This is a genomic window from Saccharopolyspora sp. 7B (assembly GCF_020177435.1).
GTDB lineage: Bacteria > Actinomycetota > Actinomycetes > Mycobacteriales > Pseudonocardiaceae > Saccharopolyspora_C > Saccharopolyspora_C gregorii.
In genome coordinates, this window is sequence record NZ_JAIUKC010000106.1 from 25,483 (window position 1) to 45,819 (window position 20,337).

The following is a 20,337-nucleotide window of genomic DNA, read 5'->3' on the forward strand; positions in this document are numbered from 1 at the left end:
TCTCGCGGATCTCGCCCGCGAGGTCCCGCGCGGTCTCGTCGAAGGAGCGCAGCGCGTCCGGGCCCAGCGAGGTGACCTGGCCGTCCGACCACGCCTGGCGCCAGGCGGCGACCTGGGCGCGGGCCTCCGGCAGCGCGTCCGGCGGCAGCGCCGCCAGGTGGCGCTGCGCGGCGGCCACCGAGTCCCGCGCGGAGCCGAGCAGCCTGCGCTGCTCCAGGTCGGCGGGCGGCACGTTGTCGCCCATCTCCAGGCCGCGGCCCGGGGTGGTGCCCGCGTCGTCGTAGTTCGGCAGGTGCGCCTCGTCCGCGTCCCCGAGACGGGTGATCTCCGCGGTGCCGCGCAGGTTGATGCCGCCGGTCTCCAGCAGCTCCGGTTTGCCGCTGGGCGCGTACTGCTCCCCGACCTGGCCGGACAGCAGCGAGTGCAGCCCCTGGCCGACGCCGGAGTGCTCCGGCGAACCGAGGTTGCAGCTCAGCCACAGCAGGTTCGTACTCTGCGTCCATTGTGGACCGGGCCGACCGGCGCTGAGCAGCAGCTTGCTCATCTGCTCGTGGTCGAGGCGGTGCAGCACGCCGTCGCGGTCCCGGACGGTGAAGCGGCCGTCCTTGAAGTGCGGCGCCACGAAGTAGTTCTTGCCGTCGGCGGGCGCGCCGTACAGCTGCGCGGCCCGGGGCCCGGCACCCCCTTCGAAGGCACCGCGCATGGTCTCGGCTTCGACGTCGGAGCGGGGGAAGCCGACGCCGATCGCTTCGCCGTCCTTGCCCGCGGGTAGCGGCACGAAGTCCACGTCGGCGAAGGTGAGGTCCTTGCCGGTCCCCCGCGGCAGCGCCTCGTCCAGCGGGTGCCCGCCCATCTCCACCGCGTCCGGGCTCGGGTGGCCCGGGTTCTCGATGCGGGTGGGCAGCCCGACTTCGCCGTAGCGGACGTACGGGTCGTCGTGGTCGACGTTGAGCAGCTCGTGGACGTGGTCGGGCAGCTCGTGGTTGTTGGGCCGCCCGTAGTCGTGGCGGGCGAAGGTGACGCCCTCGATCATCGGCCCGAAGGTCGGGTGCTCGGCCAGGAAGGTGATCGCCGAGTTCCAGATCAGGTCCGGGTCGGGGTGGGTCTCGACCACGTCGCCGACCTCGGTGATCAGCAGCTCGCCGGGCCGGTTGTGCAGGCCGCGCACCAGGGTCTGGACGACGTTCTCGGTGAACCGCTGGGTCGACGCCGCGTCCCACACCCGCGGGAGCGGCGGGGGCGCCGGGTACATCCAGGTGCCGGTGCTCTGCACCATGACGTTCTTGAGCCCGGGCAGGTCCAGCACGTCCTGATGCCCGAGGGACGCGGCGAATTCCTCCAGGTTGCCGGGGCCGGTGCGCTCCCAGATCGAGTTGCGCCGCATCGCGACCCGCGAGTCGTCGAAGGCCTCCGGGGCGGCGTTGCGCAGCCTGCCGTCCACCACGTCGGCGTACGGCTTCTCGTACTTGCCGATCATGGTGTCGAGGTAGGCGCGCATCGCCGGGTGGTGGCGCGCGGCCGCGACCGCCGAGTTGCTGAAGATCTCGCGCTCGGTGTCGACGTGGAGCGCGTAGCCTTCCCGGCCGTCGAGGACCACGTCGAACAGGCTGCTCACGTCGGCCAGCGCGTTGTCGCCGTCCAGATAGGCGCCGCCGAACTCGTGCACCAGCGCCGGGCGCAGGATGTCGCTCGCGCCCGCGCTGCCTGCCGGGGTCATCTTGGCCCGCTCGTTCGCGGTGAACTCGTGGCCGAGCAACGGGTTCTCCGCGTTGGACACCTCGTCCAGGTTGAGCAACCGGACGTTGTGCTGCCGCGCCCAGCCGAGCATGTCGCGGACCGGCGCCAGCGGATGGTCCCGGCGCATCGGGCCGGTGTGCGCGGCGGCCTGCTCGAACTGGGAGCGCGGCACGTCCGTCCACAGCACCGTCTCCAGCTGACCGGTGTGCTCCCGGGCGAAGTTCCCGATGTTCTCCCGGTGGAAGCCGTGCCGCCCCTCACCGGAGAGCGGGCCGCCCAGCCAGACGTGGTGCATCAGCCGCGGCATCTCCAGCGTCTCCGGCAGCGGCACCGGAGGTCGCGGCGCCCACCGGGCCCGCTGCACCGGCGACCGGTGCGAGCTGACCACCGAGCGCGGGTCGGCGACCAGCGCGTCGGGCGCCATCTCGGCGTGCGTCGGCCTGCCCTGCGGGCGCGCCATGTCGAGCGACCGGAACATGCTGATGAGGCGGTCCGCGGGCAGGTTGGAGTAGTCGTGCCCGGCGAGGAAGTCGGGGGCCGGTTCGGGGGCGCGCCGCCCGAACACGTCCGGACCGAGCAGTTCGGTGCGCGGTTCCGGCTCGCGGCCGCTGCGGGAGTGCTCGGCGGCGGCGTCGTTGAGCGCGTCGACCATCGCGCGGTGCGGGGCGACCGGCTCGCCGCCCATCTGCACCGAGCGCTCGGGGGCCGGGCGCGACGAGCCGTCCTGGTCGGTGGGGGGCGCCCCGTCCGAGTCGGTGGAGCGGCTGGGCAGCGAGTCCAGTTCGACCTCGCCGAGCGGGCCGACCTCGTCCAGGGTGCCGAGGTTGTGCGCGGCGTCCTGCTGCGCGATGTCCCGCTCGGAGAAGCCCAGCATCCGGCGCCACTGCTGGGCTTCCGGGTCGTGGGCGAAGTCGAAGCTGTCCTGGGTGCCGCTGCGGTCGCGACCGCGGCGGGGCGGGGCCTCGCCGTCGCGGGTCGTGCCGTCGGTGCGGCGGTTCGAGTCCTCGGTGCGGTTCGAGTCCTCGCCGCGGTTCGACTCCTCGCCCGGGTTCGCATCGTCCCCGCGGTTCGCGCCGTCCCCGCGCCGGCCGGAGTTCTCCCCCGGCGGCGTCGTGGTGTCCGCGGGCGGTCCGGACAGGTCGTCACCGCCGCGCGTGCGGTTCGGCGCCAGGTCGCTGAGCTCGATCTCCTCCGGGATGCGCGGCAGCGCGGGCCCGTGCGGGCGCGAGGAGCTCGGCAGCCCGTAGTTGATGACCTCTTCCCAGCCGCTGAGCAGGTCGTCCGCGACCGAGGCGCGGCGGATCGGGGGCAGCCGGTACTTCGCCGCGGAGTCGGCGGCCAGCTCGGCGCGGTCCTGCACGGCCTGCCGCGCGCTGCGGCGGGCGTCCTCGCGGGTGCGCGCGTCGCGCTCGTGCTCGGCCTGGGTCAGCTGGTCCCAGGTGCGCTTGGCCTTCGAGTACTCGGACCGGGCGTGGGACTCGGCCTCCTGCGCCTTGGCCAGCTCGTCGGACCCCTCGGACCGGCTCGGGCCCGCGACGCCGTCGGCTTCTTCCCGCGCGCCCTTGAGCGCCTTGTCCGCCTTCGACCACTCCTCGCCCTTGGTGGCGAGGTCCTTGGTGGCCTGGATCAGGTCCGGGGAGATCGCGTGCCCGGTGCGCGCGGTCGCGTCGTCGTCCCACAGCCGGGAGACGAAGGCGTCGCGGAAGCCGACGGTGCGGCCGCCGACCTTCGGTTCGCCGAACGTGAGCGGCCCGGGGTTCTCGCGGGCGACGACGTGGAACTCCAGGCCGCTCAGCAGCGCCCTGGTGACGGTCTCCTCGTTGTGGATGATCTTGTCGGAGGTCGGCATCCGCGCCGCGTCCTCCGAGTGCAGCTCCCCGCTCTGCAGCAGCTTGGCGGGGTCGCGGGAGGACAGCGCCACCAGGTCGCGCGCCGCGTAGCCGGAGTTCTGGCCGAACGCGTAGGGGCTCTTGTCCGCGGGCTGCGTGTTGCCGCCCCAGCCCCACGGCTCGGTGGTGCGCAGTTCCGTGGTGTGCCCGGACTCGACCTCGGAGGTCCGCTCGTCCTTGGGCTTGGTCTTGCCCTCGAACTTCACCGAGCCGCTGGTGCTGGCGAACTTCGGGGTCTCCGGGACGCGGGCGTGGAACTCCAGCGTCCGGTTCAGGTCCGGCATGGGCACCGTGAAGGTGCCGTCGAGCTGGTCGGGCAGCCTCGACCGCAGCTGCGCCACGGTGATCGCGGTGGCCAGCGCGGTGTCGACGTCGCGCGGCACCTCGGCCTTCGAGTCCAGCAGCGCGCCGCGACCGGCCTCGACGAGCTCGTCGATGTCGCCGAAGAAGTGCTCTCCCCAGTGCGCGTCGGCGCTGGGGAGGGTGAACTTGCCCTCGCCGCGCCAGGAGTTCAACGCGTCCGGGGTCATCTGGTCGGCGGTGAGCTTGCCGCGATGGGTGGTCTGCCCGTAGCGGCTGCCGTCCGGCGGCGGCAGCGCCTCCTCGGCCAGCTTGGTCACCGTCACCGGGCGGTCCACGGTGATCGCGTGCGTGGCCGGGCCGTCGCCGTGCGCGACCTGGAGGTTCAGCCGCAGCCGGCCGCCGTGCTCGGCGACGGGGCCGCTGGTCTCCGCCGACCGCTCGTGCCCGACCTCGTCCTTGTTCGTCAGCTGCTGGGTCCGGTTGCCCCAGCGCGCCTGCGGGGTGACGCCGACGCCCGCCGCGCCGAGCCCGGTGTGCTCGGTCTGCCTGGCCTGCTGGTCGGTCGGCGGGATCTCGGTGCCGCGCACGCCGAGCCGGCCGGCGAACATCGTGGTCAGCAGCGTCCGGCCGCTGGTGCGGACCTTCTCCAGCGCGGTGCTGGCGAGGTTGGTGACCTTGAGCTTCTCGACGTGCCGGATCGAACCGGGGCCGTGGTCGGGCTGGAAGTCCGCTTCCAGGTTGAACCGGTAGGTGTTGCCCTTGAAGCGGCGCTCGTAGCGCAGCGCGGTCCGCTCCCCACCGTTGAGCGCCTGCTCCACCGAGTTGTTGATGTCGGTGAGCATCGCCTGCAGCGAAGCGTGGTTGTTGCGCGGGTTGCCCGCGGAGGTGCTCGGCAGCAGTGCCTCGGCGACGTCCTCGCCGAGCTTGCTGCTCAAGCTCTCCCGGATCTCGCCGATCTGGTTCGCCAGGTCGACCGGGTCGATGATGCCGCCGAGGCCGAAGGACGGCCGCACGGTGCGGGTCGGGTCCAGGGTCGGCGGCAGCGGCAGCGAGGCGTCCGGGCGGGACGCGGTGCTGCGATCACCGGTCGAGGTCGTGGTCGCCTCGGAGGTCGTGGCGTCGATGGGCGGCTCGCCGGTCGCCGGGTCGGAGTCCGGCGTCGTCGACGACGACTGCTCGGTGCCGCCGCGTTCCCCGCCGAGACCGGGGCTGAGCTCGTCCAGCTGTTCCTTCGTCAGCCACACCAGCTGCGACTCCGGCAGTTCCACGTACTGCCCGCGGCGCCGCGGATCCGGCCGGGAGAACAGCTCCAGCTGGTCGAAGTTCCCCTTGTAGGTGGCTTCGGCGACCATCCCGGCGTGCACCTTGACCCGCGCCAGGTACACCTTCTCCGGCGCGGTCTCGACGGTGAGCGTCTGCCCGCTCTCCAGCGAGCGCGAGTTCTCCGCCCCGCGCAAGTGGCTGTAGGGCTGCAGGTTGATGACGCCGACGCCGAGCCCGTCCACGTCGTGCGTGCCCGTCTTGACGCCCTGCCCGAACGGCCCGGTGAACACCGCGCCCACGTAGCCGCCGTGGTTGACGTTCCACCCCGTGGTGCGCCCGGCGCCCGCCTTGCCGGTGAGCTCCCGGGTGGCCTGCTCGTACTCGCTGCGGGTGACCGGGCTGCTGCTGTCGAGCACCGGCTTGAACGAGGTGCCCATCTCGATGGACAGGTCGCGGCGCGCCCGCGAATACGAGATCGACGTGGTGCGCGGCCTGCTGAACAGCCGCGGGTCGCCCTCGATGCGGTCCGCCCCGAGCATGTGCGAGATCGGGCTGGTGATCTCCGGGACCGGGAACCGGACGATCGGGTCGTTGCGGGTGACCTGGTTGAGCAGGTCGGCCGCCATCTGGCGCAGGATCTTCCCGCCGGTGAACCCGACCAGCTGGGCGCCGTCGAGCTTGCGGCTGCCGCCCGGGGGCAGCTGGTGCGGCGCGGGCGGGTCGGCGATCTGCTCGACGCGGGCGTCCGGGGTGCCCTCCTCGAAGTGCGTCATCGCCAGCGGGTCCTCTTCGCTGACGAGGCTCTCCGGCACCACGAAGCGGGCGTCGACGCGCTTCGTGATCGGCTCGGCGACGTGCGGGTTGGGCTTCTGCCGCGAGCGCTCCTGCGAGGTCAGGTCGACCGGGAAGTCGCTGGTGAGCTCCTGGAACACCGGTACGTGCCTGCCGGGGCGCTGCGGGCGGATGCGGCGCATCCCCTCGCTGGGGCGCTTGTAGGAGATGACCTCGGCCTTGAAGTCGAGGTCCGCGCGGAACGAGCGCAGCGCGTGGTCGGTGAGCTTGCCGTCCGGGGCGATGCTGCCGCCGCGCTTGCGCTCGACCGCGGTCTCGCGGGTGAACTCGAAGCCCCGCTTGCGGGTGCGGTTGCCCTCGGCGCGGTAGCCGCCGTTGAGGACGTAGGAACCGATGCCCAAAGAGGAGTACAACCGGGCCTGGACGCCGCCGATGAGGCCGCGCTTGCGGAACCGGCTGCTCTTCACCGTGGTCTCGTCGGCGACCTTCCGGCTGGTGTTGAGCGCGCCGTCGCTCTTGGACTCCCCGTCCTTGGCCCCGTCCTTCGCACCGTCCTTCGCACCGCTGCCGGACTCCTCGCCGGACCGGCCGCCGCTGCCCTCCGGGGTGGCGTCACCGTCCAGCCGCGCTGAACCGTCCCCGAAGGACTCGCCCCCGGAGCGGACCGGTTCGCCGTCGCGGATGTTGCTGGTCTCCATCGACAGCCGCACGACGGACACGTAGTCGGTCAGCAGCGATTCCCGCTTCAGCGGCAGGTGCAGCGCCCCGTCGACCATGTGCGGGACGAGCTGCTTGACGACCTCCTCGTCGGCGAGGAGGTCGGCGAGGCTGCGCCCCCGCTTGAGCACGTCGGCGATCTTCGCGGACAGGCCCTTCGCGAACGCCTGGTCGTCGAACTGCCGGATGAACATGTTCCGGTCCAGCCGGACCTTCCCGCGCAGCGGGATGTCCCGCAGCAGGTCCGCCAGCCCGTTGTACAGGTCCCGCCCGACGGGCAGGTCGGTGAGCCTGCCGATGAAGGCGTGGCCGTTCTCGACCGACTCCGGCAGGAAGTGGGTGCGCTCGGTGCCGGAGCGGAAGTTCTCCGGGCGGTGCGCGTCGGCCAGCGGGGTGCCCTCGAACAGCCCGGCCTCCGCCGCCTTGCCGCGGTCCCCGAGCATGTCGGCGGCGACGATGCCGTCCAGCGTGACCGGGTCCCCGCCGAGCTTGCGGACCTGGATCTTGTAGCCGAGCTGGTACCGCGCGGTCTCACCGGTCGTGTCGACGGTGTGGGTGACCTCGGTGGAGCGTTCGATGCTCTGCTCGTTGGCCCGGCCGATGTTGAACCCGACGTTCGGGCCCGCCACGACCCGGAACGGGCCGACGACGACACCGGGGCCACCGATGGCGTTCAGCCCGCCGGAGCGATCCGTCTTGCGGACGTCCTTGCTGCCGAACTTGGCGGTCTGCGAGTCGGAGTGCTTCACGTCCGCGTGCTCGTGGCCGACCTTGATCCAGGTCGCCACCGCCCGCATCTCGATCTTCGTGCCGGGGTGCGAGCGGAACAGCGAGAGCTTCCGGCCCTTGTAGATCTCACCGGACTGCACCCAGCCCGCCTCGGGGTGCGCGCCCTCGAAGACCGTCATCTCCGGCAGCCGCTCGGCGATGCTGTCCTTGTGCAAGAACTCCTGCAGGGCGGGACGGCCGTGCGCGTCGACGGCGCTCTCCTGCCGGAACCGCTTGCCGAGGAGGTGCTGCACCTGGTTGAAGAACGAGCCGCCGAGCGACCCGGTGTGCAGGGTGACACCGATCGGCGCCGAGTCCCGGACGGCGCGGCTGCCCGCCTCGCCGAGCGGCCCGATCTCGTGCACGCCCTGCTCCGCGAGCTTCAGCTGGCGGCGCTGGTTCAACGGCTGGTGGTAGCTGTCCAGGTGCGCGTGGGCGTCGGCGAGCACGTTGCCGATGGACCGGCCGTTGGAGAGCCCGATCGGCACCCGCAGTGCCACGTCCGCCGTCTCCGAGACGGTGTGCTGCTCGAGCTTGCGGTTCGCGACAGGACCGGTGACGTCGCGCCCCATGCCGGACGGGGTGACGACGCGGTCCTTGCTGTCGCGCAGCGAGAACTCGAACTTCATCGGCACGTCGACGTCGTGCAGTTCCTTGATCGCGTACTTGTGGCCGCTGCCGTGCTTCTGGCTCTGCTCCGACAGGTGCGTCTCGGAGAAGCCGCCGGGCAGCGTCGGGTTCACGTACACGTAGAGGCCGGGCACCGAGGTCGTCGCCAGCTGCGGGGAGAACGACTTGTCCCGCGCCTCGGCGCTGGTGTGCGAGGTCGACTTCTCGGTCTTGGTGCTCGCCTTGATGGACTCCTCGGAGGGCTTCACCGACTTCATCTCGTCGAACTGCGGGACGGCCCGGACCAGCAGCTCGTAGAACTTGCCGCCCTTGCGGACGGTGAAGGTGTCGCCGGTGCCGACCAGGCTGTGCACCGCGTTGTCGATGCGGCGCTGGACGACGCCGGTGTCCTCCCACTTGCCCTTCCCGCCGGGGACCAGGCTGTTGAGGTGGGCGACGACGTCCGGGCCGGTGAATTCCAGCGTGCGGGTGTCCTCCGGCAGGTTCGCGCGGCGGGTGGCGCCGATCTGCTCGATCGGGCCGAGCGACTGGCCGCTGCGCACGTAGTCCGGCAGGGCCTCCCGGATCTCCCGGACCGGCTTCGGGGTCTTCTTCGCCTCGTCCTCGGCGTCCTTCGCCGCCTCGTCGGAGTCCTTCTTCTTCCCGCCGTCCTCGGAATTCTCGGCACCGTCCTCGCCGCGGTCGGACTCGCGGGCGTCGTCGGGGTCCTCCGAGCGCTTGCCGTCGGAGTTCGCGTCGTCGGTGCCGCGCGCGCCGTCCTCGGCGTCCTTCGCGACCTCCGGGGTGGAGGTGCCGGTGCCCTCGGCCCCGTCACCGCGCCGAGGACCGTCCACAGGGGACACCGGCGGGGTGTCGGATTCGGGGCGGCCGACCCGCGTGGCCAGCTCGGACCCCGCCAGCGAGTCCTTGTCGTGCACGTAGCGCTGGACGAACTCCTCCGCGCGGCCGTGCTCCCCCTTCGCGATGCGCGCCGCGATCGCTTCCCACAGGACCGTCGGCACCTTGCCGGGGATCTCGCCGGCGCGGCTGAGCAGCACGGCCGCGGTGTCCAGCAGTTCGCGGGTCCGGCCCGCGGCGAGCTTGCTGTAGGAGCGGGCGGCGGAATCGAGGTCCTCGGCCAGCGGGACGTCCCGGGCGAACGAGGTGCCCGCCGCGGTGTCCTGCTGGGTCGTCGTGTTGCGCTGCGCGGCGGACTCGCCGCCCATCACCAGCGACCGGCCGCCCTGCGGGCCCAGTCCGGCCACGACCTCGTCCGGGTCCGGGATGCGCAGCGGGGTCTCGCCCTGCTGGGCGGGGCCGTTCAGCCTGCCGCCCTGCGGGGCGCGCGGCGCGTCCGGCGTCGGCGCGGGCGCCAGGTCTGGATCGGTGAGCAGCGCGGCGAACACCGGGGGCAGCGGCGGGTCCTGCCTGCCGCCCTCGCGGGCGGGCGCGGAGGTGGTGGAGCCGCCGCGCGACGTGCTGGGAGCGGTGCGCGGGTCGGGCGCGGTGACGTTGAGGCCGCGTTCCCCGTCCGGGGTCCGGGTGCCGTCCTGGGACCGGTTCGGGCTGCTGCTCTCGGTGGCCGGGCCGCGGGAGTCGGTGCCGCGGTTGCCGGTCTGGTCGCCGCCGCGCGCCTGGCCCGGGTCGGGCTGCGAGGTGACGTTCGGGCGCCCGGCGGGCTGCTGCCCGGGCTGGTTCGGAGTGGTCTGGCCGGGGTTCGCCTGGTTCGGGCTGGTCTGGTTCGGGTTCGCCTGGTTCTGCGTGCCCTGGTTCGGGGTCGACTGGTTGGGCGTCGACTGGTTCGGGCTGGTCTGGGTCGGCGTCGATGGCGTCGTCTGGTGCGGTGCCGTGTACGCGGCCGGGTCGGTGCGCTCCGCGTCGGGCGTGGACTGCTCGTCCTCCGCGCGGCTCGGCTGTTCGTCCGCGTCGCGGGTCGGCTGCTCGTCCGCGTCGCGGCTCGGCTGCTCGGCGTCCTCGGCGCGGGTGGACTGCTCAGTGCGGGCGGACTGCTCGGTGGAGCCGTCGGAGCGGGTGGCGCCGGCTTCCGGCTCGGCGGTGGTGTCCGGGCGGCCCTCGGATTCGGTGCGGGGCGCGGACTCGGACCGCGACTCGGTGGCGGGGTCCGCTTCCGGGGTGGCGGTGGTATCGGGCCGCTGCTCGGCCGCCGGGTTCGCGGTGGCCGAGTCCGGTTCGCCGCTGGTGCGCGCGGGGGGCGCGGCGCCGTCCTGCCTGCCTCCGGTGGACGCGCCGGGCTGCGGAGCCCGCGCCTCGCCGCCCGCCTGCGGGGTGGCGGCCGCACCGCGCCCGGGCTGGTTGCTCGCCTGGTTCCCGGGCTGGGTCGTCTGGTTCCCGGGCTGGCCGCCCGCCTGGTGCTGGCCCTGCACCGGCGCTAGCGCGGCGGAGTCCTCGCTCCGGTCGCGGCCCGATTCCGCTTCGTCCGCGCGGGAATCGGGGGCGCGCTCGGATTCCGCCGGGCGGTCCGATTCGGTGAGCTCGGCCGAGTCGTCGCGGGACTGCCCGGGTTCGGTGGTCGACTCGTCGTCCCGAGAATTCTGCTCCTCCCGGGAGTTCGACTCGTCCCGGGAAGCCTGCGATTCCTCGCCCGAGGACCGGGATTCGTCCCGCGAAAGCTGCGACTCGTCCCGCGAGACCTGGGAATCATCCCGCGAGGCCCGCGACTCGTCCCGTGAACTCTGTGCATCGTCACGCAACGACTGCGACTCGTCGCGCGAGTTCTGCACGTCGTCGCGGAACCCGGCGTCGATCCGGTCCCCGCCCGCAGCGTCCTGCCGGGTGCTGGAACCGTCGATCTCGTTCGACGGGCCGTCGGTGCTGTTCGACGGGGTCGTGCCGTCCGGTCCGGTGCCCGTCGAGCCGCTCTGGTTCGTGGTCGAGGTCTGGTTCGGACCGCCCTGCGTCCCGGTGCGGTCGCCGCCCTGGGTGCTCTGCGCCTGCCCGGGTCCGGTCGCCGCGGTCGACGAGGTCTGCCCGCCCGTGCTGCTCTGCGCGCCCGTGGTGGTGCTCGACCCGCCGGTGCTGGTCGTGCTCGGGCCGGTGGCCGTCGTGCTCGGACCCGTGGATGTCGAGTTCGGTCCGGCCGCCGTCGTGTTCGGTCCGGCCGCCGTCGTGTTCGGGCCGGTCGCGGTCGTACTCGGCCCCGTCGCCGTCGTACTCGGCCCCGTCGCGGCCGTGCCCGGCCCCGTCGTGGTCGTACTCGGCCCCGTCGCGGCCGTGCCCGGCCCCGTCGTGGTCGTACTCGGTCCCGTCGCGGCCGTGCCCGGCCCCGTCGTGGTCGTACTCGGTCCCGTCGCGGCCGTGCCGGGACCGGTGGCGGTGGTTCCCGGACCGGTAGCCGTCGTGTTCGGGCCGCCGGTGGAGACCGTGTTCGGGCCGCTCGTGGCCGCGGACGTCGTGCTGGAGCTCGGCGCGGACGCAGCGGTGGGACCCGAGGTGCTCGTGCCCGCCGTCGAGTTCGCCGCGCCGCCGACCTGACCGCCGGAGGTGCTCTGCGACTGCCCGAACCCGCCGTGCGCGACGGCCTGGCCCTGGTTGGACGACGAGGAGTCGTTGGAGTGCGAGGTCGACTGCGTCCCCGTCGAATCGGAGCCGCCGGTCGAGGAGGACTGGCCGGACCCGCTGCTGTGCGAGGTCGAGGTCCCGGAGCTCTCCGATGTCGTGCCGCCGTCGGCCGAGCCGATCCCGTTCGACTCGGTGGCGACCGGCGCGGAGTTCGAGAACACCGAGCCGAGGTTCGTGCCGCCGTGGCTCACGTCCCGCGAGGAGGAGTCCTGCTGCCCCGCGCCGTCCCGGTTCGAGTCCACCAAGCTGTCGCGCGAGCCCGCGGAATCCGACTGCCCGGCCCCGGCGTGCGTCGAGTTCGACTGCTCACCGGAGTTCGACTGACCGCTCGAATCCGACCGGCCCGCCGAATCCGACTGGCCACTCGAATCCGACCGACCACTGGAGTCGGACCGGCCGCTGGATTCCGTCTGGCCGCTCGAATCCGACCGGCCCGCCGAATCGGACTGGCCACTGGAGTCGGACTGGCCACTGGAGTCCGACCGGCCGCTGGAATCGGACCGGCCACTGGAATCCGACTGCCCGCTCGAACTCGACTGACCACTGGAGTCCGACCGGCCGCTCGAATCCGTCTGGCCGCTCGAATCGTGGCCGCCCTGCCCGGCGCCCGTGGTCCCCCCGCCGTTGGCCTCCGCGTACGACGGCGGGCCCTGGGTGGCCTGCTCGTAGCTCGGCGGCCCGTCGCTGGAGGTGTTCGTCGAGGACTCGCCGTCCCGCGCCCCGCCGGTGCCCTTCTTGTCGCCCGTGGCGTCGCCGCCGCCGGACTTCTCGCCCGGGCTCGGGATCTTCAGGTCGCCGGGGCCCTTGACCTCGCTGATCGTCGGCGTGCCCGCCCCGGCCTTGCCGCCACCGGACTTGCCGCCCAGACCGCCCTTGGCGAAGGCGCCGAACATGCCGTCCGAGGCCACGCCGTGCTTGTCGTCGGTGGCCAGGTAGACCAGCGGGTTGCTCGCCGCGACCGAGACGACCTGCAAACCACCATCGATGGCACGTCCCGCCGCCACCTGGCCCCGGGTGAACTTCTTCTCCGGGATCTGATCATCGGGTGCACGCAGCTTGTTCGCGTTCCCGATGTTCTTGTTGATGTTGACCATCACGTCGTCGAGGCTCTTCGCCACGCCGCGGACCGCACCGGCGGCGAAACCGGAGGCGGCGCCACCGATCGCACCACCGATGACCATGCCCTTGATGGACTCGGTGTTGATGTTGTCGCGGTAACCGGCCGCCTTCTGGATGCCCTGGATGCCCGCGTCCAGACCGCCCATCACCCCGGCGCCGAACGCCGCACCACCGGCCGGGTACTTGCCCAGCTGCCAGGCCTGCGAACCGGCCGCCTTCGCCCCGGCCTTCCAGCCGCCCGCCTTGACGGCCTGCGGGATGCGGCCGAGCTGCTTGACGATGTTCTGCGCGATCTGCTTGATCAGTTCGCGCAGCAGGGCGGTGATGCCCACGCGCGCGGCGGCGAGCACCGCGGGGACCATGAACGCGCCGAACAGCGAGGCGATCAGCGAGATCACCGTCGCCAGCGTCATCGCGGTCATCGCGATGAACATGATCTTGTTCTTCTGGATGTCCGCTGCGGCGTCCTTGGCCTTGCTCGCCAGGTCGCGCGCGACGGCGGACTGCTCCCGCAGGTACCCGGGCAGATCGCCCTTCACGTACCGGACGGTCTCGTCGGAGGTGTCGCCGTTCAGGGACTCGTCGATGTCGCCGCCGGCCGACTCCATCTTGGCGGCCGTCTCGTCGGTGCGGTCGGCGTAGCGCTCCAACGCGTCGTGCAGCGCGTTGAGGCCGCCTTCGCTGCCCTCCGGCCACTCCATGCCGAGAGTGATCTTGAAGAACTTCTGGAGTTTGTCGGGCAGCTCGGTGGTTTCGTACTTGCTCACCGGCTCCCCCTCTCCAGATTCGAGCCCGGGCGCCCTGTCGCGCCCGGGTGCTCAACTCACGTCTTCGCGGCCCTCGTCTCCCAGCAGAGAGGTCGCACGGTTCCCGGCGCCGAGATCAGGACTCGTAACCGGTGTTCTCGACGTTCCGGCGGTTCTGCTCGTCCACCTCGACGAACTCGTCCACCGCTTCGTCCAGCGAGCCGGTCAGCTCGTCGACGCCGTCGAGGATCCCCTTGGAACCTTCCTTGATGTTCTTCTCGGGCTCCTTGTAGTTCTCCTCGAACGCCTTGCCGACGTCGTCGTTGCCCCAGCAGCCGTAGAGCTCCGCCAGCTCGGCGCTGAGCTCCTCGAAGGCGGCTTCCATCTCGCTGTGCGCCGTCTTGATCCGCTGGTTGGCGGCCCGCATCCCGTCCGGGTCGAGGTAGAAGTCGTCAGCCATCCTGGCCACCCTTCTCCGCACGGGAATCCTTGCCGGGGCGGTCGTCGTCATCGACGATGCCGTCGAGCATCGGGGACAGCAGCGCGTCGATCACGCTGCTCGGGTCTACCTTACCCGCGGCGATGCCCGCTAGATCAATTCCCGGCAGCGCATCGGACCCCATGAGGTCCGTCATCTTCGCCATCGCCTGCGCGCGGCCCTGCTGGAGCGTCTCCACGATCACGTGGGCCAGCTGCGCCGGGGCCATGCTCCTGTACTTCGTGCCGTTGAACTTCAGCTCGGACAGCTCACCGCTGCCGTCGAAGGTCATCTCCAGCGAACGGTCCTTGGCCTGGACCGTCGTCGTCTCGTTCTCGCGGACCTCGCTGATCTCGGCGAGCTTGCGCTGTTCCTGCTCCAGTGCGGCCATCGCCGCTTCGAGGTCCTGGAAGGCGCCGCCACCGCGGTTCATCTCGGTCATCGAATCTTCCGCTCCTCCCGGAGACCATTGATGATCTCGTCGATCTGGGCGTTCGCGTCGCCCACCGGCTTCTCCTTCGGCTCCGGACCGTCCTCTTCGGACCGCGACCGGCGACCGACCGCGCCGAGCACGCCGTTGCCGTCGTCCCAGGAATCCCGGTCCGCCGGAACGGGAACGTTCGGCTGCCGCTCCTCGTCGCGCTGGCCACCCGCGCCCGCACCGGCACCCATCATGCCCATCGGGCCGTGCATCGGACCGCCCGGCTGCCCGGTGCCGCCGGGCACACCGCCGCCGGTGCCGGGCATCGCGGCGGAGAACTCCCCGCCGGGGCGCGGCAGCGTCGGCGTACCGCCCGGGGTGCGCACCTGGCCGAGGTCCAGCGCGGAGGTCGGCGCGCTGCGCGGCCCGCCGCTGGTGGTGCTGTGCGCGCCGGCGGAACCGGCGTCCAGCGGCGCTCCGGCGGTCGTCGACTTCGCCACCGGCGCGTGCTGGCCGGGCTGGTTCCCGCCACCGGGCGGATTCCCGCCGCCGGGCGGATTCGCGGAGGGGTCCGGCGCCGGGGTCTGCGCGTGCAGCGGTGCGTGCGAACCGGGCGTGTTCGACGACAGGGTGCCCGCCGCCGTCGCGCCCGCCGCCGCGCCGGCCGTGGCCGTCGCGGTGAGGTGGCCCGGGGAGTGGGACTGCAGGAACGGCGCGTCCGCGGTGGATTCCTTGTGCTCCTCCACCGGCGAGCTCATCGTGCTGATCTCCTCCTGCCCCGAGGAGACGTTCTCCTGGCTGGAGGTCTGCGGCCGCTTCTCCTTCTTCCCGGTGGACGCGTCGGTCCCGCCGGTGGCCGAACTCGCCACCATCCGCTTGCCGAGGACCTGCGGCGAACCCTCCTGCACGCTGCCGGAGCGGGCGGCCGAAGCCGTCCGCCACCCGCCGCCGGCGGTCGTGGAACCACCACCACCGCCGCCGCCGATGCCCGCGGACGACTGCCCGAGCACCGCGGGCGACCCGGTCGCGGAGGCCGCCAGCCACGGGGCCGCGTTGCCGCCGGAGCGTTCCCCCGCACCGCCGCCGACACCGCCGGTCCCGCCGCCGGAGGCCGAACCGTCGCCGGAGCCGTTGCCGCCGATGCCCGCCGGGCTGCCGAAGGTGCGCGCCATCGTGCCGACGGCGCCACCGCCCGCACCCGGCGCGTAGCCGGCGTCCGACACCTGCGGCGTGCCGTCCGGTCCGTAGTAGACGGCGGTGGAGAACCCCCCGCCGCTACCGGACTGGCCGCCCTCAGCGCCGCCGTTCGCGGTGATCTGGTCCACCGGGGTGCTGCCCGGGCCGGTGCCGGGCAGCGGGGTGAACCCGCCCGCCGCGTCGCCGTAGGAGGTCGCCAGGTCGCGCAGGATCTGGCGGGCCTGCTCGGTGCGGTCCTCGTCGGCCTTCCCGGCCTCCTCCGGCGGGGCGTCGCTCTGCTCGGCCCGCTGCTGCTGCAGGTCGCGCAGCCGCTGCTGCGCGGACGCCAGCGATTCGGCGGCGCGGCGCAGCATCGCGGCGTAGCCCGGCTGCTGCATCGCGTGCAGCACGGCCTCGTTCTTCGCCGCCAGGTGCTCGGCCGCCTGCGCGGCCTGGTCCATCGACAGCCCCGACAGGCCGACCTCCAGCCTGCGCATGGTGGCGCGCAGGCCGTCGATCAGCTGCTGGAGCCCCGCCGTGGCGCGATCGAACTCGTCGGCGCGCTGGTGGTACAGCTCCGGGTCGCGTTCGTTGATCAGCTGGGCCAGCTGGTCGAAGTTCAGCTGGTCCAGGTTCGACGGGATGGGTGTGCTGGTGGGCACGAGATCAGCTCCGTCCGAGCACCGATGGCGGGTTGTCCTTGTCCTCGTCCCAGACGCCGTCGTCCGCCTTCATCCAGATCTGCGGCTCGCGCTCCTGGTTCTGCTGCCCGGCGGCACCGGCGCCCGCGCCCATGCCACCGCCCATCGGCATGCCGCCCATGGGCATCCCACCGCCGGCTGCACCGCCCGCGGCACCACCGGCCGCACCGCCCGCGGCACCACCCGTGGCCGCGGCCGCGGCACCGCCCGGCGCGGCCAGGCCCTGCTTGGCCGCCACGTCGAACTGGGCGCTCGGGCTGTCGCCGCCGCCGTAGCCACCACCACCGTAGCCGCCGCCACCGCCGCCGGAGCCGGAGCCGAGGCTGGAGATCGCGTCGTCCGCGGCGGCCTTCGCTGCACCGCCACCGCCACCGCCACCGCCACCGAGGAAGTCGTCCAGTTCGGACCCGCCGCCACCGCCGCCGGTACCGCCGGAGGCGAGGCCGTCGATCGCGTCGTTCGCGGCCTTCTTGGCGTCCTCCATGGCCTGCTGCTGCGCCGGGGAATCGCCGTCCTGGCCGAGCTGGTCGATCGCGTCGGAGGCGGCCTGCTTGGCCTCCTCACCGCTCGGCGGGGTGCCGTCCTGGCTGAGCCCGCCGATGGCGTCGTTGGCCGCCTGCTGCGCTTCCTGCAGCCGCTGCTGCGCGGCCGGGTCGGCGCTCTTGGTGGTCAGGTCGCCGATGGCGTCCGAGGTCGCCTTGCGGGCCTGGGCGTCGTCGATCGGGCCGCCGGAGTCGGACGGGCTGGCCAGCTCGTTGATCGCGTCGTCCGCGGCCTTCTTGGCGTCCTCCATGGCCTGCTGCTGCTCGGGGGAGTCGCCGTCCTGGCCGAGCGCGTCGATGGCCTCGTCCGCGGCCTTCTTCGCCTCTTCCGCGGTCGGCTCGCCGCCGTCCTTGGTGAGGTCCTCGATCGCGTCGTTCGCGGCCTGCTGCGCGTCCTGCATGCGCTGCTGGGCGGCCGGGTCCTGGGTGCCCTTGGCCAGGTCGCCGATGGCGTCGGAGGCGGCCTTCTTCGCCTCGCCGCCGTCCACCGGAGTGTCCTTCACGGCGAGGTCGTCGATGGCGTCGTCGGCCGCCTTCTTGGCGTCCTCCATGGCCTGCTGCTGCTCGGGGGAGTCGCCGTCCTGGCCGAGCGCGTCGATGGCCTCGTCCGCGGCCTTCTTCGCCTCTTCCGCGGTCGGCTCGCCGCCGTCCTTGGTGAGGTCCTCGATCGCGTCGTTGGCCGCTTGCTTGGCGTCGTCCAGGCGTTCCTGGGCCTCGGGGCTCTGCGTCTCGCCCTTGAGGTCGTCGATCGCGTCGCCCGCGGCCTTCTTAGCCTCTCCGCCGTCGAGCTTCTCGTCGGCACCGCCGGGGCCGGCGGACTCGGTGTTCGGGCCACCGCTGCCACCGCCGGCGAGCGAGTCGATGGCGTCGTCGGCCGCCTTCTTGGCGTCCTCCATCGCCTGCTGCTGCTCGGGGCTGTCGCTTTCCTGGCCGAGCGAGTCGATGGCGTCGGACGCGGCTTTCTTGGCCTCTTCGGCGCTGGGCTGGCCACCGTCCTTGCTCAGGTCGCCGATCGCGTCGTCGGCGGCCTTCTTCGCGTCGTCCAGGCGCTGCTGCGCCTCCGGGCTGTCGGTCTGGCCCTTGAGGTCGCCGATCGCGTCGCCCGCGGCCTTCTTAGCCTCCCCAGTGTCGACGCCCTCGCCGGCACCGCCGCCGGAGCCCTCGCTTCCGGGACCGCCCGACTCGGTTTCAGGACCGCCTTCACCGCCGCCCGCGAGCGAGTCGATGGCGTCGTTCGCGGCCTTCTTCGCGTCCTCGAGGCCCTTGTCGCGCTGGCTGTCACTGCCGCTCTTGCTACCGCCGGAACCGGTGCTGCCGCCTCCGGAGCCCATGCCGCCCGGCATGCCGCCGACGCCGCCACCAGCACCTTCGCCCTCGCCCGCACCTTCGCCGCCACCAGCGCCGGCACCTTCGCCCAAGCCGTCGATCGCGTCGTTCGCGGCCTTCTTCGCGTCCTCGGTGGCCTGCTGGTAGTCGTCGCCCTGGCTTTCACCGGCACCACCCGTGTCCCCAGCACCACCCGTGTCCCCAGCACCACCCGTGTCCCCAGCACCACCCGTGTCCCCAGCACCACCGGTGTCCCCAGCACCACCGGTGTCCCCAGCACCTTCGGCGCCGCCAGCACCTTCGCCACCACCAGCGCCTTCACCGCCGCCGACACCCGGGCCGTCGGAGGTGAGGCCGTCGATGGCATCGTTCGCGGCGCTCTTCGCGTCTTGCAGGCCCTTGTCGTAGTCCTCGGAGCCCTCGCCGGACCCTTCGCCCGAACCTTCTCCGGAGCCGGATCCGGAACCGGAGCCCGATCCGGAACCCTCGCCCGAGCCCTCGCCGGAACCCTCGCCCGAGCCCTCGCCCGAGCCCTCGCCCTCGCCGGTCAGGTCGTCGATGGCGTCGTCGGCGTCGTCCTTGGCGTCCTTCTCGTCCTGCGACGTGTCGTCCTCGTCGTCGCCGGAACCCGAAGAGTCGTCGTCGCCGGAGCCCGAGGAGTCGTCGCCCGAGCCCGAGGAGTCCTCGTCGTCGCCCGAACCGTTGGAGTCGTCGTCCTTGCCGTCCTTGCCGTCCTTGTCATCGCCGTTGCCGTCCTCGCCGCCGCCGGTGTTCTCGGCGGCGGGGCTGAGGGCGATGTGCAGCGGACTCAGGTCGGAACCACGCGTGCTGTACTGGTTCGTGAGGTTCGTCAGCAGGACCTTGAGCTCCTTGAGGAGGTTCTCCTCGCTGACGTCGACCGCTTCCTGGACCTTGCTGTCGAACTCGGACTGGCTGAGCTCGGTGGAGACCGCCTCGATCTTCTCGATCGCGGTCTTGCGGCGCTCGTGCTCGTTGTCGAGCGCCTCCCACCAGCGCTGCGCGTAGTCCTGGATGGCGTGACCGATGTTGCCGACGGTGGTGGCGTAGGCCTGGTTCGTCAGCGTGTTGTAGAGGTCTTCGCTCTCCTTGAACAGATCCGTCGCGTACTTGTTGAACTCGTCGCCCGCGACGCCCTGCATGTGGTCCTGCAGGGCCTTGATCTGCTTGTTGAAGCCCTCGTTGATCTCACCGAGCCGTTCGGTCGCCTTCTTGAAAGCGGCTTCCAGCTCGTACCAGGCTTCCGCGGTCTTGTTGCTGCTCAGACTCGCGTGATCGCCGGTGGCCCCTCCGTTGTGCGTGAGGTCCCAGGTGGCGGCGTCGATCTCTTCCCAGCTGGAGTAGTTGTCCACAGCCATGGGAGGGGCGGAGGCGCTGTAGACGCCCACCACGTTTTCGGCTTTGTCCGCCATCGGAAATGGTCCTCACAAAGAAGCGGCCCACCGGCCGATCGAATGACTAACGGGATCTGGGTCTGCTGCCCTGCACCACGATCAGGCGGGCAGGGTGTCGTTGTAGCCGTCGCCGTCCTTGGCGTTGTCCTCCGGCTTGATGTCCGGGTCGTCCGAGAAGTTGTGCTGCTCGGCCTCGGTGCCCTTGTCCAGGGAGGAGATCGCCGTGTCGATGTGGCCGCGCATGTCGGCGACCTCGGCCTTGATCTTGTCGGCGTTCTCGCCGTCGGCGTTCTCGAAGTCGTTCGCGATCGCGGTGAGGTCGGTCTTCATGTTGTCGAAGATGTTCTTCAACCGCTCGGCGTGCGCGACCAGGCCGTTGCGGCGGTCGTCGACGATCCGCTCCAGCCACTGCGCGGTCTCGAAGTGACCTGCGTTGGGCCAGTGCGCCTTCAGCTCTTGGAAGGCCGCCATGTCCTCGGTCAGCTTGCCGATCTCGTTGGCAGCGTTCTTGATGTCATCCGGGGAGAAAGCGGTTTTGTCCGCCATGACCATCCCTACTTACGTGGTGTCGTCAGCATCGAACGTGGCCGCGGAGAGCGGCGGGTGGAGAAGAGCGATGCCGGGCCGAGTCGCGGGGCCCCCCCCCCCCCCCCCCCCGGGGCCGGCGCCCGGGCGGGGTTGGGGCGGCTGGGCGTTCCACCGCCCCGGGGGGGGGGGGGGGGGGGGGGGGGGGGGGGGGGGGCGGGGGGGGGGTGGGGG

At 72.3% G+C, this 20,337-nt stretch carries 6 protein-coding genes (1 of these 6 only partly in view); all 6 read right to left on the minus strand.

The annotated features are described in order from the left end of the window. Positions 1-13,543: part of a hypothetical protein coding region (locus LCD33_RS17275; RefSeq protein WP_224978035.1), annotated on the minus strand (this coding region is incomplete at its 3' end). 25,482 nt of the annotated region lie to the left of the window's left edge; the window shows 13,543 of its 39,025 annotated nt. Between the two features lie 115 nt (positions 13,544-13,658). Then, on the minus strand, positions 13,659-13,982 hold the full coding sequence (locus tag LCD33_RS17280; RefSeq protein WP_224955966.1) for a WXG100 family type VII secretion target: 324 nt from the start codon (positions 13,980-13,982) through the stop codon (positions 13,659-13,661). Further along, the gene (locus tag LCD33_RS17285; RefSeq protein WP_224955967.1) at positions 13,975-14,442 is read right to left on the minus strand and encodes a YbaB/EbfC family nucleoid-associated protein; all 468 of its coding nucleotides are present in this window, start codon (positions 14,440-14,442) and stop codon (positions 13,975-13,977) included. The genes LCD33_RS17280 and LCD33_RS17285 overlap by 8 nt, the downstream gene beginning before the upstream one ends. Beyond that, the gene (locus LCD33_RS17290) at positions 14,439-16,259 is read right to left on the minus strand and encodes a hypothetical protein (RefSeq protein WP_224965998.1); all 1,821 of its coding nucleotides are present in this window, start codon (positions 16,257-16,259) and stop codon (positions 14,439-14,441) included. Before LCD33_RS17290 ends, LCD33_RS17285 begins: the two co-directional genes overlap by 4 nt. A gap of 4 nt (positions 16,260-16,263) precedes the next feature. Then, complete coding sequence (locus LCD33_RS17295) at positions 16,264-19,596, minus strand: hypothetical protein (RefSeq protein ID WP_224978036.1); 3,333 nt, start codon at positions 19,594-19,596, stop codon at positions 16,264-16,266. 81 nt (positions 19,597-19,677) lie between these two features. Further along, entirely contained in the window at positions 19,678-20,124 is a 447-nt protein-coding gene (locus LCD33_RS17300; RefSeq protein ID WP_224958425.1) for a hypothetical protein, read from the minus strand. Positions 20,125-20,337: the final 213 nt, after the last annotated feature.

What these genes read in the sequence shown, in the direction of transcription:
- LCD33_RS17280 (WP_224955966.1), bottom strand. Translation starts at nt 13,982, where the DNA reads ATGGCTGACGACTTCTACCTCGACCCGGACGGGATGCGGGCCGCCAAC.
- LCD33_RS17285 (WP_224955967.1), bottom strand. Translation starts at nt 14,442, where the DNA reads ATGACCGAGATGAACCGCGGTGGCGGCGCCTTCCAGGACCTCGAAGCG.
- LCD33_RS17300 (WP_224958425.1), bottom strand. Translation starts at nt 20,124, where the DNA reads ATGGCGGACAAAACCGCTTTCTCCCCGGATGACATCAAGAACGCTGCC.
- LCD33_RS17295 (WP_224978036.1), bottom strand. Translation starts at nt 19,596, where the DNA reads ATGGCGGACAAAGCCGAAAACGTGGTGGGCGTCTACAGCGCCTCCGCC.